This is a genomic window from Fibrobacter sp. UWB13 (assembly GCF_900177805.1).
GTDB lineage: Bacteria > Fibrobacterota > Fibrobacteria > Fibrobacterales > Fibrobacteraceae > Fibrobacter.
Map to the genome: position 1 here is coordinate 134,754 of NZ_FXAX01000003.1, position 15,528 is coordinate 150,281.

17 protein-coding genes, 1 tRNA gene and 2 pseudogenes are annotated in these 15,528 nt (G+C 46.1%); 11 read left to right on the forward strand and 9 right to left on the reverse strand.

What is annotated here, in order from left to right; all coding sequences use genetic code 11:
• Positions 1-25 precede the first annotated feature (25 nt).
• The 6 genes from B9Y77_RS13065 to B9Y77_RS13090 all read left to right on the forward strand — a co-directional run bounded on the left by B9Y77_RS13065 (position 26) and on the right by B9Y77_RS13090 (position 6,071).
• On the forward strand, positions 26-1,249 hold the full coding sequence (locus B9Y77_RS13065; protein ID WP_085491946.1) for a hypothetical protein: 1,224 nt from the start codon (positions 26-28) through the stop codon (positions 1,247-1,249).
• A 77-nt stretch (positions 1,250-1,326) separates the two neighbouring features.
• On the forward strand, positions 1,327-3,099 hold the full coding sequence (locus B9Y77_RS13070; protein WP_085491947.1) for a nuclease-related domain-containing DEAD/DEAH box helicase: 1,773 nt from the start codon (positions 1,327-1,329) through the stop codon (positions 3,097-3,099).
• A 112-nt stretch (positions 3,100-3,211) separates the two neighbouring features.
• Entirely contained in the window at positions 3,212-3,805 is a 594-nt protein-coding gene (locus B9Y77_RS13075) for a TetR/AcrR family transcriptional regulator (protein WP_085491948.1), read from the forward strand.
• The gene (locus B9Y77_RS13080) at positions 3,792-4,313 is read left to right on the forward strand and encodes a GNAT family N-acetyltransferase (protein WP_085491949.1); all 522 of its coding nucleotides are present in this window, start codon (positions 3,792-3,794) and stop codon (positions 4,311-4,313) included. Before B9Y77_RS13075 ends, B9Y77_RS13080 begins: the two co-directional genes overlap by 14 nt.
• A gap of 31 nt (positions 4,314-4,344) precedes the next feature.
• Complete coding sequence (locus B9Y77_RS13085; RefSeq protein WP_085491950.1) at positions 4,345-4,968, forward strand: CatA-like O-acetyltransferase, family 2; 624 nt, start codon at positions 4,345-4,347, stop codon at positions 4,966-4,968.
• A gap of 77 nt (positions 4,969-5,045) precedes the next feature.
• Positions 5,046-6,071, forward strand: a complete 1,026-nt coding sequence (locus tag B9Y77_RS13090; protein WP_254900040.1) for an NAD(P)H-dependent oxidoreductase — start codon at positions 5,046-5,048, stop codon at positions 6,069-6,071.
• Here the strand turns inward: B9Y77_RS13090 and B9Y77_RS16345 are convergent.
• The 7 genes and pseudogenes from B9Y77_RS16345 to B9Y77_RS13130 form a co-directional block, all read right to left on the reverse strand.
• Positions 6,026-6,235: pseudogene (locus B9Y77_RS16345) on the reverse strand (repa); the annotation flags it as partial. The gene B9Y77_RS13090 and the pseudogene B9Y77_RS16345 overlap by 46 nt on opposite strands.
• Positions 6,236-6,479: 244 nt before the next feature.
• A complete protein-coding gene (locus tag B9Y77_RS13100) occupies positions 6,480-6,902 on the reverse strand; it encodes a hypothetical protein (protein ID WP_002801797.1) in 423 nt (140 codons plus the stop codon).
• 38 nt (positions 6,903-6,940) lie between these two features.
• The gene (locus tag B9Y77_RS16140; protein ID WP_002801799.1) at positions 6,941-7,513 is read right to left on the reverse strand and encodes a hypothetical protein; all 573 of its coding nucleotides are present in this window, start codon (positions 7,511-7,513) and stop codon (positions 6,941-6,943) included.
• 46 nt (positions 7,514-7,559) lie between these two features.
• Positions 7,560-7,859: pseudogene (locus tag B9Y77_RS16350) on the reverse strand (hypothetical protein); the annotation flags it as partial.
• 203 nt (positions 7,860-8,062) lie between these two features.
• The gene (locus tag B9Y77_RS13120; RefSeq protein WP_002779755.1) at positions 8,063-8,236 is read right to left on the reverse strand and encodes a cysteine-rich KTR domain-containing protein; all 174 of its coding nucleotides are present in this window, start codon (positions 8,234-8,236) and stop codon (positions 8,063-8,065) included.
• A gap of 51 nt (positions 8,237-8,287) precedes the next feature.
• On the reverse strand, positions 8,288-10,207 hold the full coding sequence (gene tet(O), locus B9Y77_RS13125; protein ID WP_073053263.1) for a tetracycline resistance ribosomal protection protein Tet(O): 1,920 nt from the start codon (positions 10,205-10,207) through the stop codon (positions 8,288-8,290).
• 317 nt (positions 10,208-10,524) lie between these two features.
• Positions 10,525-11,718 carry an IS256 family transposase gene (locus tag B9Y77_RS13130; RefSeq protein ID WP_085491951.1) on the reverse strand — a complete coding sequence of 398 codons (1,194 nt, stop codon included), beginning with the start codon at positions 11,716-11,718 and terminating at the stop codon, positions 10,525-10,527.
• Between the two features lie 98 nt (positions 11,719-11,816).
• Between B9Y77_RS13130 and B9Y77_RS13135 the strand changes: the two genes are divergently transcribed.
• The 5 genes from B9Y77_RS13135 to B9Y77_RS13155 all read left to right on the forward strand — a co-directional run bounded on the left by B9Y77_RS13135 (position 11,817) and on the right by B9Y77_RS13155 (position 13,707).
• Positions 11,817-12,077 carry a hypothetical protein gene (locus B9Y77_RS13135; protein WP_254900041.1) on the forward strand — a complete coding sequence of 87 codons (261 nt, stop codon included), beginning with the start codon at positions 11,817-11,819 and terminating at the stop codon, positions 12,075-12,077.
• 16 nt (positions 12,078-12,093) lie between these two features.
• Positions 12,094-12,459, forward strand: coding sequence for an ACT domain-containing protein (locus tag B9Y77_RS13140; RefSeq protein ID WP_085491953.1), 366 nt, complete (start codon positions 12,094-12,096; stop codon positions 12,457-12,459).
• Positions 12,460-12,542: 83 nt separating this feature from the next.
• Positions 12,543-12,935: a VOC family protein gene (locus B9Y77_RS13145; protein ID WP_085491954.1), complete on the forward strand. Its 393-nt coding sequence runs from the start codon at positions 12,543-12,545 to the stop codon at positions 12,933-12,935.
• A 17-nt stretch (positions 12,936-12,952) separates the two neighbouring features.
• Positions 12,953-13,540 (forward strand): zinc ribbon domain-containing protein, encoded by a 588-nt coding sequence (locus B9Y77_RS13150; protein WP_085491955.1) that lies wholly within the window; start codon positions 12,953-12,955, stop codon positions 13,538-13,540.
• A 94-nt stretch (positions 13,541-13,634) separates the two neighbouring features.
• Positions 13,635-13,707: transfer RNA gene (locus B9Y77_RS13155), tRNA-Ala, on the forward strand.
• A 75-nt stretch (positions 13,708-13,782) separates the two neighbouring features.
• Here B9Y77_RS13155 and B9Y77_RS13160 read toward each other — a convergent pair.
• Positions 13,783-15,030, reverse strand: a complete 1,248-nt coding sequence (locus B9Y77_RS13160) for a hypothetical protein (protein WP_085491956.1) — start codon at positions 15,028-15,030, stop codon at positions 13,783-13,785.
• Positions 15,031-15,528, reverse strand: coding sequence for a hypothetical protein (locus B9Y77_RS13165; protein ID WP_085491957.1), 498 nt, complete (start codon positions 15,526-15,528; stop codon positions 15,031-15,033). It lies immediately after the preceding gene.

Here is a 15,528-nt window from a genome sequence, read left to right on the forward strand (position 1 = left end):
ATTACAAGACAAGGAGAAAATAACTATGAATACCATTAAGCTTACCGCAATGGCTTTTGGCCTTGCCGCTGCAAACGTTTTTGCGCAAGAAGCCTCAACAGCCCAAACAGCAAATCAGCCCGCAGTCGAACCTACAAAAGCTACAGACGTAGCAGTCGAAAAGAAAGGTCCTGAATTCAAAGTATCCGGAAAAGCGGAGTTCGACGCATACGCACATGCATCAACAGCACAAGATCAAAGAATTTATCATAGCTACGCCTCCACCATCGACGTAGACTTCAATGTCAAATTCAACGAAAACTGGTCTGCCTTTGCAGAAATTGAAGCCGATGGAAATTCCGAAGATCCATTCGTCACCTACAAAAAGGCATACATTCAATACAACAGAGGCGACAACTTCACACTCCGTGTGGGTGATTTGACATTCTCCGAAGGCGCATTCTCATTCTACAATTATGACGATGCAGGGATCTATGCCGCAGGCATGAGAGAACACGACATTCGTGGTCTAGACATGCAGCTATACGGATTTCAATTTGGTTTAGGCTTTGGTCGTGGCAGCAACGACTTTTCATGCAGCAAAAACATATCTTGCTATGGCGAAGCCAACAAAAGCTACGATATCCACTTAGCCTACCAATTTGATATTGCGGGTCAATCATTCCGTCCGTTTTTCCACTATAAAAGCTGGCAAACAAAAGATGAAAACGAGCTTCACGCCGGCTTGCATACCGATCTTTTATTAGGACCTTTTGACATCCACGCCGTTTATGGCTTGCATGCTGACCGCATGAAAAAGTCCTACCCTAACGCCACGCACGCGTTGTTAGCCGAACCCACGTTGAACCTTGGCCGCGTGCTCATCAAAACAGGCATATTCTTCGCTTTCTTTGATGACGATATGGACAAGGCAACAATCCATGAATCCGGCGATGCTTATGAAATCCCTGAATACAAGTTTGCCTACGGCGAAATCGATTTCAAGGCAACCGACATCTTTACCGCAGGTTTTGTGGGTGAATGGCATACAAACACTATCGATAACACGAAGGAACTCGGTTCTGTCAATTTCGGTCCGCGTCTTTACTTCAGCCCGGTCGAGAATCTCAATATGAAAGGTTTTGTAAAGGTCGTTGTCCCCGTGGGAGATGACTGGAAAAAGGATGAACACGACAAATGGGTATCCACCACCGATTACGGCAAAGACGCATCGTTCTACTTCGGCCTCGAAACGATATTCAACTTCTAATCCACCCCAGAAATCCACAAAAATCCTCGGTAAAACACCGAGGATTTTTCTTATATTATCCCTAAAAAGGAGAGCTTATGACCGTCCGAGCCGACGTTACCCCAGATAATCCATCCCGTGCAGAAGTTGATTTTTCCCGCATAGCCAACTTACTCGACGACAATTGGCTCGTCTGGATGGACAGATCCTGGTATTTCGACATCGACAGCACGGGCTCCGTCCTGCGTGAAGTCGACGCAGTCCTATACCACCGCAAGCACGGTCTCCTCCTTGTTGAATGCAAATCCGGGAAAATTTCCGCCCGTTTCCAAGCTCAAACAGGCAATGTTGTCTGGATGCAGAGCGGAAAGTCCATGGCAAAGCCCCCTCACATTCAAGTAGCATCACTAATCGCCCCATTACACGAGCACATGAAAAAACTGCTCAAGGCACCCCTGAATAAAGAATTCTACAGAGTGCGTGTACAATGGGCGGTATGCTTCAGCGACATGGAAAACATGGAAGGCATTCCTCTCTCGGAAATTCCGAGAAAGCGCGCGTTATTGAAGCCCGACATGCAAGACGTGAACAAGTTTGAAGAACGTTTAATTGAAATTCTCCAGACTCCCGAAGAATCCCATGGCGGGAACCCATATCCAAACGAATACCTTGACGAAGACGCATTCTTTGCGCTCCGCAACTTTTTCGACGGCATCGGCGACATACAAACCGCTGCAGACACTTTGCGCGAAGACAATTACTATTCCGAGCAAGCGACAGAAATGCAGCAGATGATGATGGAATCCATTTCCAGGAACAACCGCGTGAGAATTGAAGGCGTGGCTGGTTCCGGAAAATCCCGCATGGTCATCTGGGAAGCGCTCCGACTTTCAAAAATCGGTAAAAGCGTCGCCATCGCTTGCTACAATGACTTGCTCGCCGAAGAGCTCCGCGAAGACGTAGAGAATGCGCTCGCTAAAGAACGCAAAATCGTGACCGACAAATACGGACGCGACGGAGGAGTCGGCTTCGGGAAAATCGAAGTCAACGTTTACGCCGACTGGTGCAAAAAATACGCCAAGGCAGTAAAGGAACTGCCTAAAATGGGCGCCGACAAATCGCAGTATTACGACAAGGAACTGCCCAAGGCATTCACCAACGCCCAGACAAAACTGTTCAAGGACAAGAAGCAGCGCGAAAAGATGTTCTTTGACGCAGTCATTATCGACGAAGCGCAAGACTTCGCCAGCGAATGGATTGACACGCTCATCGGGCTCCTGCGCGATAAGGAACGCGGGTTTGCACGTGTTTTCTACGACCCGGCGCAACGACTTTACGCCAACCGTGACGGCATCGAAAACGTCCAGGTAAAAGCCATGCCGGTCATGGTTCTCAAGCGCGGTTTCCGCAACACCAAGAAAATCCTGGAATGGATTTACAAGAACACCAATATTCGCTTGCAGAGCTACAACAACACGCCACAAGGGACGTCCGTCAAGGAATACCGCTACAAGGATGTTTCAGAAGAAGAGCAGCTGCTCATCAACAGCTACAACGAACTTGAGCGAAAGTACAGCGTCAAGCCTTCCGAAGTTCTCGTCGTCTCCATGCGTAGCGAAGCAAGATCCGGCATCAAAAACATCAAGGATGACCGTTTCGTGTGGAACAAGGTCGGCGGCAAGAAGCTCATTCAGGACAAAGTGAACATCGTGAGTGCCTACCGCATCAAGGGACTCGACACGATGGCGGTAATCCTCGTCGATGTGGAAGAACCGACCGAGACAAGCAAGCGCGAAGACTGGAAACGCCTTCTGCTCGTTGGCGCCACCCGCGCCAAGAAACTGCTGACCGTCATCCGAAAGAAAGTGTAAAATTAAGGGCTTTAATTAGTCGCCCCGCCTCTTGACAGGCTAATAGCTATTAGCTATTTTAGCTAACACACATTAGCCATAAAAGCCGTAAACTTCAAAAACAAGAGGCGCCATGTCCACTAAAGAAAAAATTCTAGAAACCGCATTAACGCTATTTGCCAAAAACGGATACGATGGCACGAGCGTGGAGCAAATCGCCCAGGATGTCGGCATCAAGGCGCCTTCGCTTTACAAGCATTTCAAAGGCAAAGAAGACATTCTGAATTCGCTGATCGACATTGCCGAAGCGCGTTACGAGGAATCGTTCGGCTCCGCGAAGAAAGTCGGCACAATCCCCGAAAGCATCGACGGATTCATCCACGAGACAATGAAGAAAGTGCGCTTTACGATGACCGACCCAATCATCAAAAAAATGCGCATTTTCTTGGTGCAGGAACAGTTCCGCAGCGAGCGCCTCGCCGAAATCACGACAAGGCATCAGGTGGATGGACTTCTGCAAATGTACAAGAAGATTCTCGAAACCCTGATGGCCGCAGGCGTGATTGTGAAGGACGACCCGGAAATGCTTGCGACAGAGATTACTGCGCCCGTAGCACTCTGGATTTCTAAAGTCGATCGCCAGCCGAAATGCGAAAAAGAAGCACTCAAATTCATCGAGAAGCACTTACAACATTTTTTCAAGACATACACAAATGGAAACAGATAGTTTTTTACTGCGCCCGTGGCGCGAAAGCGATGCGGAAGCTTTGTTCAAATACGCTAGCGATCCAGATGTGGGTCCACGCGCCGGTTGGGAACCGCACAAGAGCGTAGAAGAAAGCCTGCAAATCATCCGCACAATTTTTGGCGGGGATCACATGTGGGCCATCGAGCTGAAAGAAACGGGAGAACCCATCGGCTGTATCGGTTACCTGCTCAAAGGCGAAAGCAACATCGACATCGGCGAGAACGAAGCCGAAGCCGGCTACTGGATTGCAAAGCCTTACTGGAACAAAGGAATTTGTACTGAAGCGTTAAAGCAGATGATAGACTATTGCTTCAATGAAAAACACATCGATGTTCTCTGGAGCGACTTTTTCATCGACAACCCCGCCTCTGGACGCGTGATGGAAAAATGCGGGTTCCGCGAAACTGGAGAAATGCGCTACTGCGAAAATCTTTATGGCGGCAGCAAGCGCCCCGTGAAAGTGATGAAACTCCGTCGAAACGGATAAAGTCATCGGCGAACATATTTAAAGGCAAAAAATGGCAAAAGAAATCGATCCGAAAAGCACAACGAGAGCGAAGGCGTTTGAGTTTTGGATGCAAGCTCCGAATCCGATGGTGACATTTTTCAAATCGTTGAATGTCACAAGGCTTGTGAAGGTGAGCAAGAAGCGCGGCTTGAAGTTCAACATGCTTATGGATTACTGCATCAGTAAGGCTGCGGCAAGCGTTAAGGAATTTTACATGCTCCCGGTAAACGGCAAGCTCATGCAATACGATTCAATTGCGGTGAATACAATCGTGAAAAACGACGAAGGCGAAGTCAGCTCTTGCGACATCCCATATTCCGAAGATTTGGCGACATTCAACCGCGACTACCTCAAGTACACAAAAATCGTTGCGGAAAGTTGCCAGGATTGGGACTTGTCCGAAAACAGCATGGTCATTGGCACTTCGGCTATTATCGATACAGAAATCGACGGCGCGGTCGGCATGAATTCCGGCATTTTCAACAACCCGTTTATGATTTGGGGACGTTACAGGAAGCGTCTCTTCCGCTATGAAATGCCAGTTTCGCTCCAGTTCCACCACACGCAAATGGACGGGGCTCACGCAGGGAAGTTCCTTGCGAACTTGCAACAAGCAATTGAGGAACTTCGATAAAATTCGGTAACACTTTTAAAGACCTTAGGTGTTATATAAAAAAGGAGATTCTCGCAGCCGCGAGAATGACAATAAAAATGACTTTAGTTTTGAACACATTGGAATCGGGCGATTGCTCGGAACAGATTAAAGCACTATTTGCAGACAAAAACGAAGAAATAGAAATCATCAACACTGCTGATTTAAAAATTATGCATTGCATGGGCTGCATCAACTGCTGGCTGAAAACTCCCGGCATTTGCAGCATCAAAGACGATTACGAAATCATCCTCAAAAAACTTGTCAATGCCGAGAACTTCTGGGTTGTGGCAGATACGAAATTTGGCTTTATCGACTACCGCGGCAAGCGAGTCTTGGATCGCATCGTCCCGATGCTAAACATGTACATCGAAATCCGCGATGGATGGGAACGCCACCAGTTGCGTTATCACCCACTGAATTTCGGCTTCATATACAAGGGCAACGGTAACCGCGAACTGCTTGAAGAATGGAGCATGCGAGTTGCTAGGAATATGGCAGGGCGTTCGCTGGGAGTTATTAGTTTAGACCAGAATGAGGTTTATGAAAACGCTGCGGAAAAGCAATCCAAGACCGCCGCGGCTCCGTTCGAAAACACCGAACAAATCATCATAATTAACGGAAGCCCGCGCGTCAAGAAGAACAGCAACACGAACAAGATTGTCCAAGCTTTTGCCAAAGGGCTCGAAAAAGCGGGAATCACGCATAAGCTTTATTCGCTCTCAAACCATGCCGAATGGGACGAAGCCCGCGAAGCGTTCATGACGAACGACAACATCATCATTGCTGTGCCACTCTTTGTAGAATGTCTGCCGAGTTTGTTGCTTGAATTCCTAAGTACACTCCCCACAGAACGCAAGCAACCAGCAAAACTCTCGTTCATTCTCCACGGCGGATTTGACGAAGGACATCAGCTGCGCTTGGGCGAAAAGTTTTTGCAGTCGCTCCCAGCGCAACTCGGTTGCACATGCGGTGGCGTCCTCGTGAAAGGCGGCAGTTTCTTGCTACGCAATCGCGAAAACAGCTACATCAAAAAGATCTCCGGCTCTTGCTGGAGACTGCCAGCCGGAAACAACTCCCGATAGAAATCATGAGGACTTACTTCCGGGTATCCCCTCTCCAACATAAGGGCTTCTTTCTCCCGATAAGCAGACTTCCACTCATACCCTCTTTTATCTCTCCTTTTGGTGTATTTTGCCATAGTCTTTTGCACCTCACTCCCTCTCGCCTTGACCGCTAATCTTATCAATGAGTTTTTTTTACCTTTTTCCGTCAAGTATAAGGGAGTGCCTTTTGAGTGTCAATATCTACACCTCACTCCCTCTCGCCTTGACCGCTAATCTTATCAATGAGTTTTTTTTACCTTTTTCCGTCAAGTATAAGGGAGTGCCTTTTTGATGTCAATATCTACACCTCACTCCCTCTCGCCTTGACCGCTAATCTTATCAATACATTTTTGCACCTTTTTCTTCGTACCGACAAACTGGAATTTGTTACTCTTTTGTATCGTAAATAATTTTGCCCGTAAAGTAAATTGAAATGTCCATTTGAACTAAATCTTCTGTTTCTAAGATAGATAAATAACCAGAATACAATACTTGATTATACCCGTATAATTCATCTACAATTTCAAAGCTATAGTTTTTGTATCTCTTTATAAAGCGTTCCAGTTCTAATTTCTCACCGTTGAATTTTCCATAGTTTCCCCATTTGCTCTGCAACATAACGCAGGTACAATCAAAATCCACACCTTCGATTGTGATGTTTCCCTCGACCTGTTCAAAAGGTTCTGTAAGTTTTTCATATCCGTCCTCGAATTCAAGGACTATTGTTTTATCTTGAATTATAATCTTTTTGACCCGCATATCATGCAGACTATATGGAATGGGCGGATTGTGTTTATATTCTGTCCTCATGAGACCTCCCCGTCAAATTCTAATTTATCGATTTCTTTTTACTTACTAATCATACCATACAACAGCATAAGAAACACTAAAATATTGCAGACCATACCGCCCCAAAACAGGTACAACTTCAAGCCCTCATATCTAAAAAAACTGTTCTTACTTTCCTCAAGCTCCCGGATCTTCTGCTTCATCACGCTCGTAAGTGTATCAGACTGCTTCTCAAGAAGCTTTGTAGCCCTCTGTATAGCCTCTATATTCGCCTGTAACGCCTTTCTAACCTCTTGGACGGTGTTTTCCTTAACCTCATCTTTCAGGCTCCCAATCTCGCCCGATATAGCGTCTTGAAGCAATTCGTTGCTGTTCTTCAGCAGCTCTACGCTCTGCTTCAGCTCGCTGATGAGCTTCCTGTTCTGCTCTGCGTCTCTCTGCCTGTTCTGCTCTGCCCTCACTTGTTCTTGATTTGACTGCTTCATCAATTCCTCGCAGTTCTCGCTCGACATCGCCAACGCTTCTTTGAGCAGACTGTTTTCCAGCTCTGTCCGGCTCTGTCGGTTTAACTCTTGAAGCTGCTCTCTTGGACTGCTCTGCTTCTGCTGTTCGTGCATTTCTCTCAAACTCATGCTCCATACTCTCCTTTCCAAAATCCATATTGTAGTATTTTTCCAGCTTGTTATCCCTGATTTTACAAGCCTTTTCTCCTGCCTGTTCCCTGGCTAAGTCGGTATATGTGATGTACTTGTGGCTGTCCTGCCAGTCCACCCCGTACCCTCTTTCATTCATCAGCCGGATAAAGGTTTCCCGGCTGGTCGCTGTTTCCTTACAATCCAGCACCGCAAGGGCAATATCCTGCACATAGCTTTTGACCTTTCCCTGCTCTGCCTGTTTCAAAAGCTGGTAGGTGTCTTTGCTCCATGCCACCGTTTCTTCCCGGACTTCTCCAGCAAATGTCTTTCCTTTCTCCGGCACATGCAAGCCCTGTTCCCAGCTCTGCTCGTTGCACCGTTCCTTTAAGTCTTTAAGGTCGTGCTTACTCAGAGGGTAATTTAGGGTATAACAAAATAACCCACCCGAATATCGTTTTTTTTATTTGGTGAGTTTGTTCTTTCAAATACGAAACAAAAAGAGCCGATGATTCGTGAATTGTTCCACAATTTCATCGGCTCTGCGTCTTAAGCGTCTGGCTCTTTGATGACAGTTATCTTCAAGTTGTCAACTTTAATCAATCTTTCTTGTCTGCATTTTGGACAATAAAGGGGATAATTCTCCAAAACAGTGTCCTTCCTAATTTTATTACGGGTTTTGCTCCCACAAACAGGACACAATATCCATTCGCATTTCATCATAATTAGTCTCTAATCCTTTCAAATCTCATTTTATATGACTTTTGCAAGCTGTTAAGCTAACTTGTGGAACATATGCCGAACCTTATCTATACGGCTATTCGGGCGGCGGGGTTGGCAAATAAATTTACCAATAGCTGGCTGGTATCCTTTTAACTCTGTCAAGCAGACTCCCTGCCCATTTGTGAAATAAGTTAAATCGTTCCTGTATTCTTGAATACATCTAGCAGGGATTTCTCCTTTCAGAATGACCTCGTCATTCTTTATCTGAGTACTTACAATATCTGCACAATACCTTGGAGCATCATGATACGCCCGTGAGAGATATTCCTGCGGTGCATAAATTTCAAAGTGGAGATATGGCTCTAATAGTTCTGTCCCTGCTTTTTTTAAAGCCTGCTCCAATACGATAGGGGAAAGCAGCCGAAAGTCTGCGGGGGTACTTACAGGACTATAATACAATCCATATTCAAAACAGATTTTACAGTCTGTCACTTTCCATCCATACAGCCCCTGCTCGCAGCCATAAAGAACCCCCTCCATAACCGCATTTTGGAACGATTGATTTAAATATCCAAGTGAAACTCTGCTTTCATACTGCACTCCGCTTCCAATAGGGAGCGGCTCTATGGACAACCCGACAGAAGCCCAGAAAGGATTTGGCGGGACTTCTATGTGGATGGTATATTCTGCTTTTCTAAGCGGTCTTTCCATATATATAACAGTAGGCTCTTTTATTTCTGCCTCCACATGATATTTTTCCTCAAGGATGGCACAAATGACTTCCATCTGCAGATTCCCCAAAAAAGAAAGTATAATCTCATGCGTTGTAGTATCCACATAATATTTTAAAAGAGGGTCGCAATCTGAAATTTCTGTAAGTGCCCCAAGCAATATTTCCCGCTGTTCAGATTTCTTTACTGCAATCGTTGTTTGGAGCATAGGGAGAGGATTTTCAATAAATTTTCTCTGCGGCAACAGTATTTCGTTCCCCAAAATACTGTTTAGCTGCAAAACATCATTTGGTAAAATTACAATATCACCAGAGCAGGCTGTATCGGATGAATATAATTCACCGTTTGTCGGAACATACATCTCTGTGATTTTTATTTTCTCTTTTTCAGATATTCTAATAACATCCCTCAAATGCAATGTTCCGCTATATATACGCACATAAACAAAACGCCGCCTTTTCTCTGAATATTCAATCTTAAAAACCTGCCCGCATAGTTCAGATTGACCTTCAGGCGTTGATGAATAAAATTTACTGGCAATTACTTCTATAAGCTGCCGAATCCCCAGATTGTTTTTAGCGCTTCCGTGATAAACGGGAAATAACGTTCCGTTTTGGAATCTCCTGTTTTCTTCCTGTTCCAGTTCTGACATTTTAAACGGTTTCCCTGACATATATTTCTCTAATAGTTCATCGTTTCCCATAATTACCGCATCCCACTGTTCCATATCGTCATTGTCCGTTACATTTATATGGGGATGCTGCCCAACCTTTTGCTTCACTATAATTTCCGAAGAAAGCTTTGCTTTCATTTCCCGATATACCATTGGCAAATCAATCCCCTCTTGGTCAATTTTATTGATGAAAAAAATTGTCGGAATCTTCATTATCTGTAGTGCATGAAACAGTATACGGGTCTGTGCCTGTATGCCATCCTTTGCAGAAACTAATAATACTGCTCCGTCTAATACGGATAAAGAACGGTATACTTCCGCCAAAAAATCCATATGGCCTGGCGTATCTATAATGTTGACTTTTACATCCTCCCACTGAAAAGATGTCACTGCTGTCTGGATAGTGATTCCCCTTTGACGCTCCAAATTCATTGTATCTGTCCTTGTTGTGCCTTCATCTACGCTCCCTAGTTCTGCAATTGCACCACTGGTATACAATAAACTTTCCGTTAATGTTGTCTTTCCTGCGTCAACGTGAGCCAGAATGCCTAAGTTAATTATTTTCATGTGATTTTCCTTATCAACACCCAAAAAAGGGCATAAAAATACCCAGTGATAAATACTCCTATCACTGGGTAAATAACTCCAATAGCCCCCAAACACTTATATGTTTTCGGGCATATAAAATTACATGATAAAAGTATTCTTAAACTGGGTACAAAAAACTAAGCCCCATATTAAAAGTGAAACGGGACTGCTACTTTTTGTTCCCACTATCAAATTGACAGTTTATTTAAGAATACCTTGCCGCATATTTATTAACTCCTTGTATAATACTGAATCTAATTATATTCCTTAGATTAGGCAAGTCTTTTTCTGTAAATTCATGCACAAAAAGCAGATTTTTCCATTTCCTTCTCGGTTAAGTAAGCTTTTTCTTCCATCCATTCCTCGTGTTGTTCCATCAGTAGCGAGCCGATGAGCCTCTCGTACGATTCTGGATTCGGGAAGACGCCTACGACTTTTGTCCTCTTCTTGATTTCCTTGTTCAGGCGTTCTACGCAGTTCGACGTCCTGATTCTTCGCCACCATCCCTCGTTGAAGTCGAAGTAGGTCATGGATTCCTCCGCGTTGCTTTCCAGCCAATCCGCGAAGGACTGGTGCTTCTTGGTCTCGGACCAGTATTGCACAGCACCGCGTAGCGCCATGAGCGCATTCGCCTTGTCCACTTGGGAAAAGATGTTCCGCATTGTCCTGGCGATCTCCTTGCGCTCCTCGATTTTCCTCGCATACGCCTGCGCGTTCTGGCAGAGATGGAAGTAGCAGCGCTGCCAGGGAACCGCCGGGAACACGGCCTTCCTCGCCGCCTTCATTCCCGGGTGGTCGTCACTCACTATCAGCGTCACGCCGTGCATGCCCCGATTCACCAGGCTCGTGAAGAACGTCCTCCAGTGAACCTCGGCTTCGCTAGTAGAAACAGACATCCCGACCACCTCGCGCTTGCCTGCGGCATTGATTCCTATAGCCTGCAGTACTGCGGCATCTACGACGGAACCGTTCATGCGGACTCGCTGATATTCCGCATCTACGTAGAGAACCGAATAGCATCCAAGGGGCCTCTCCCTGAACAGCCGTATCTCCTCGTCGAGCGTCTTCGCCGCATCCGACACCTGCGTGGAACTGACTTCGAGCCCGCACATTTTTTCGAGGATGTTCTTCACCTTGCGGGTGGAGACTCCCTGGACGTACATCTCCGCCATGGCGAGCGTCAGCGCCCTCTCGGAACGAAGCCCCTTTGTCAGCGATCGCGGGTAGAAGTCGCAGTCTCGTGTCTGCGGTATCGACAGGGCCACGGATCCGGAGCGCATTTTGACCGTCTTCGACTTGAAGCCGTTGGCGTAGCCCAGGCGGCCTTCGGTACGCTCGTACGCACCCGCGTTCAGGAATGCCTCCCGTTCCAGGCGCATCGCCTCGTTCATGGCCATCCGGAAGAGTTCCATCAGAAAATCGGGTCCCTGGTCGATCAGGGCTTTCAAAATTGTCGGGTCAAAACTATATTTGTTTTCGGAGTTCTCCATATTTAGTCCTTTATTTGATTTATGGTAAAACCAAAAATAGGATGTGGAAACTCCACTTTTTGTTTATAGGGCCCAAAAGCGCAAAATTTCAGGCTCTTTTGATTTTACAGAAAGAAATTTACATCTTCAAAAAGATGACCGACAAGATGCTCGCCTCTTACACAACCATGGGACAATCTTTCGCCCGCAACGGCAATTTCATGACGCCCGAAGCAAAGAAATTTACAGGCTTCGAAAAAAATCCAAAGATAGGAATCCTGCTATTCAACCTCATTTTCAAGCGCATCGTCAAAAAGAACTTTGAGCGGATCGCGCAGGAATGGGGTTGCACAGAACCGCTAGACCGTAAGCCGTATTAAACAAAGGATCAACTTAATGAAACTAAAGAAATTGGAACATAAACTAACCGTCTGTAAAGTAGCGGACATTAAAGATGTTGATACGGACAAGGATTTCTATTTCATTGGCAAGACCGATGAAGAAATATCCCTCGTATGCAAAACAGATGATGTACCCCAAAATACCATTGAACGAGATGATGGATGGCGAGGTTTCCGCATTCAGGGAGTACTTGATTTTTCTCTTATAGGCGTTCTTTCAAAGTTGTCAGCTATTCTTGCGGAAAATGACATCGGAATTTTTGCGATATCCACTTTCAATACGGATTATATTCTTGTGAAAGCCGAAAATTTCGAGAAAGCGCTGAAAGTCTTGTCTGATGCGGGATATGACGTGGTGTGATATTTCAAAAAAACTACGGAAGGGACTTGACAAAAATTTCAAAACAGTGTACATTTGTGCATATAGTATAAGGAGGTTTTGCGATGAAATTAGAGGGCTTTGGATTTTTTGTCGATAACATGGCGACAATGGTCCGCTTTTATAGAGATGTCTTGGGTTTTGAAATCAAGGAAGACGAAAATACGACTAACGTTTTTCTAGAAAAGGACGGCACTTTGTTCTTGCTGTTCCGAAAATCCGATTTTGAAAAAATGACAAGCCAAAAGTTCGCTTACTGTAAAGGCGTCAACGGGCATTTTGAAATTGCATTAGGCGTCGCGAACTATGCCGAAGTAGATAAGGCGTACGCCAAAGTCACTGCTGCAGGTGCAAAAGGCGTCATGCCGCCGACTACGGAACCGTGGGGGCAACGTACCTGCTACATCGCCGACCCCGAAGGCAATTTGGTAGAAATCGGGTCTTTCGTCAAGGATTAACAAATAAAGGAGAAATCATGGAATTAAAATTTTGTCAGAGCTGCGGAATGCCGCTCACACCGGAAATCCTCGGCACAAACGCCGACGGCAGCAAGAACGAAGAATACTGCATCTACTGCTACAAGGACGGCGCGTTCACCGGCGACTTCAACATGGAACAGATGGTCGAATTCTGCTCGCAGTTCGTCGATGAATTCAACAAGAACACCGGCAAGAACCTCACCCGCGAAGAGTACAAGGCAGAACTCCGCAAGTATTTCCCGACTCTCAAGCGCTGGCGCCTCCCCGCGGACCAACTTCCGCACGCCACCTCGCCCATGAAGCAGAAGTTCATTGAAGAAGTCAATGCTCTCGGTATCAAGGACATGCCGAAAATCGACAACCTCTTTGTGCTGCAAGGTTCATTCATCAATCAGGAATACAAGATAAACGGCAATAGCGTCAAGCTCTTGGACGATAACGCTAGCTACTGGGGCAACCAAGTCGAAAAGCTGGGAGCCGAAGGCCGCTGCTACGGAATTGCCTGCAACGAAAACTACATTCTCGTGAGCGAATACGGCAAGAACGGAGCTGATGCAGAAATCATCGTATTCAAGAAGAGGTAAAGGCCATCCACCTCCAGTAGAAGTCCGCCCATCCTAGCCCATTCACTTGCCAAATAGTCTTACTTTAGCTATATTCAGCCCACCATCCAATTATGGGGATATAGCTCAGTTGGTAGAGCGACAGGTTCGCAATCTGTAGGTCATGGGTTCGACTCCCACTATCTCCACGTAAAAGAGGCAAGCTTTCGCTTGCCTCTTTTTTTTAACTCCATATTACCAAATTCAATGAACGTCAAAGCCGCCTAAATATCCCATTTTACACCAAGCTTAAGCTGCGTGAGCACAGTGCTTTCGCGGTACAATCCCTTGTAGAAATTGGGCAAATCCATGTGTTTGTAGTTGCGTTCGAGCCCTAAATAAAAAGTCATCATCTTGTATTTCCACGAAGCTGAACCGCCCCAAGTGCCATTGAACTTCTTGATTTTTTTGAAATCCTCGTCCGGTCCGCCAACAGCGAATCCATAGAACAAATTCATTTTCGCTTCAACGGAAAAGCGGTTCTTAAACTTATACGAAATTCTAGAACGGAAAACCGGACCAAACCATTTGCCCATCGTCTGGCGGTAGACAATACTTTCTACAGAAGGTTCCGCAGGAGAATTCGCCTCATACATTTCATATTCATCATCGGTCATTTCGGCGCCATGGTCACTCAAATACTGCCAGTATTCATTATAAGCACTAACAGATTGTTTGTAGATCGCATAAGATTCCATAAACGATTTGTAGTCAAAAGCGGAATCCGCTTCAAATTTCGCCCCGACATAGACCGTTCCGTTCAAGCCCTCCGAAACAGTCCTGTGCCACGACGCATAAGCAGCAAGCGACATCGGACCTGACGTTTGGTAATACGCCCAAGCCACCGCACCGACACGTTGCTTTTCAAAGCGGAACAAATCTTTTTCGAACCAGAGGTAAAAATCCGAAGAAAGTTCCTTGCCCTCGATATTGAAATCGTAACCCGCATCCAGGAGCATCCCATGCCCCATCAGCGTGTATTCCAAACCAAGTACAAGGTTCCAGTCGTTCGTATCAAGAACCGACATTTCGTCGTTATTCAAGAAATAATCGCCCTGCACTGAAGCGGCAAACGTATGCGACCAGGTCGCCGTTGTATAATCAAAGTACGGGTTCACATTCAAGAAGAGGTCACCGCCTTTTTCAGCTTCCTCCAAACCCGTTTCCTTGTAGTGCATGCCGTAAAGTCCAAGTTCGCCAGCCAAATGGAATTCCCACGGACATGCCTCACTTGCAGCACTAGAATTTTCGCCATCCGCTAAGCCAAGTGCCGATTTGTAATCGCGAATAATTCCCTGAATTTCATCCGTGTACTCGCCTGGCAACGCAACCGCCTCTTCAAAAGCCTTGAGAGCCGATGTAATATCACCAGCCTCCTCAAGCTTCATCGCTCGGTAATACGCTTCCTCCTGCGTCTCAGCATAGAGCGCAGTTGCAAGCACAAACATTATCAAACCAAACCAACGGATCATCTACTTTTTCGGGAAAGGTCCCTTCTCCCATTCATGCGGGTTCTGCTTTTCCCAGGGATTTCGTTCAATCGGACGAGGACCGAACGGGCGCATCGGTTCCATGCGACCTGGGACAAACGGATTCATACCACCCTGCGGTCCCTTGTGCTGTTCCTTTTCGTCCAATTTCTTTTCGCGGACAAACTCATCCTTCGGCTTTTCCATATTCTTTTCATGCGGTTTCTCAGGAATCGCTGGCTTTGCAGCGACACTCGGCATATCCTTCTTTTCTGCAGCCGAATTATTCCTCAAGTCCTTGAGAATCTGCTCGCGGGCAATGCGGCGTTTTTCACGCATTTTCTGCCAGTCCACATTTTCCTTTTCGGACATTTTCGGAGCTTTATCCAAAGTTTCACGAGCCTCGACAGGAGTCGGGACGCTCGCTTCTGGGCGAGAATCTATTTCGCCAGCCATGGCGGTCGCCGCCATCACAGCGGATGCCATTACAATCTTCTTCAT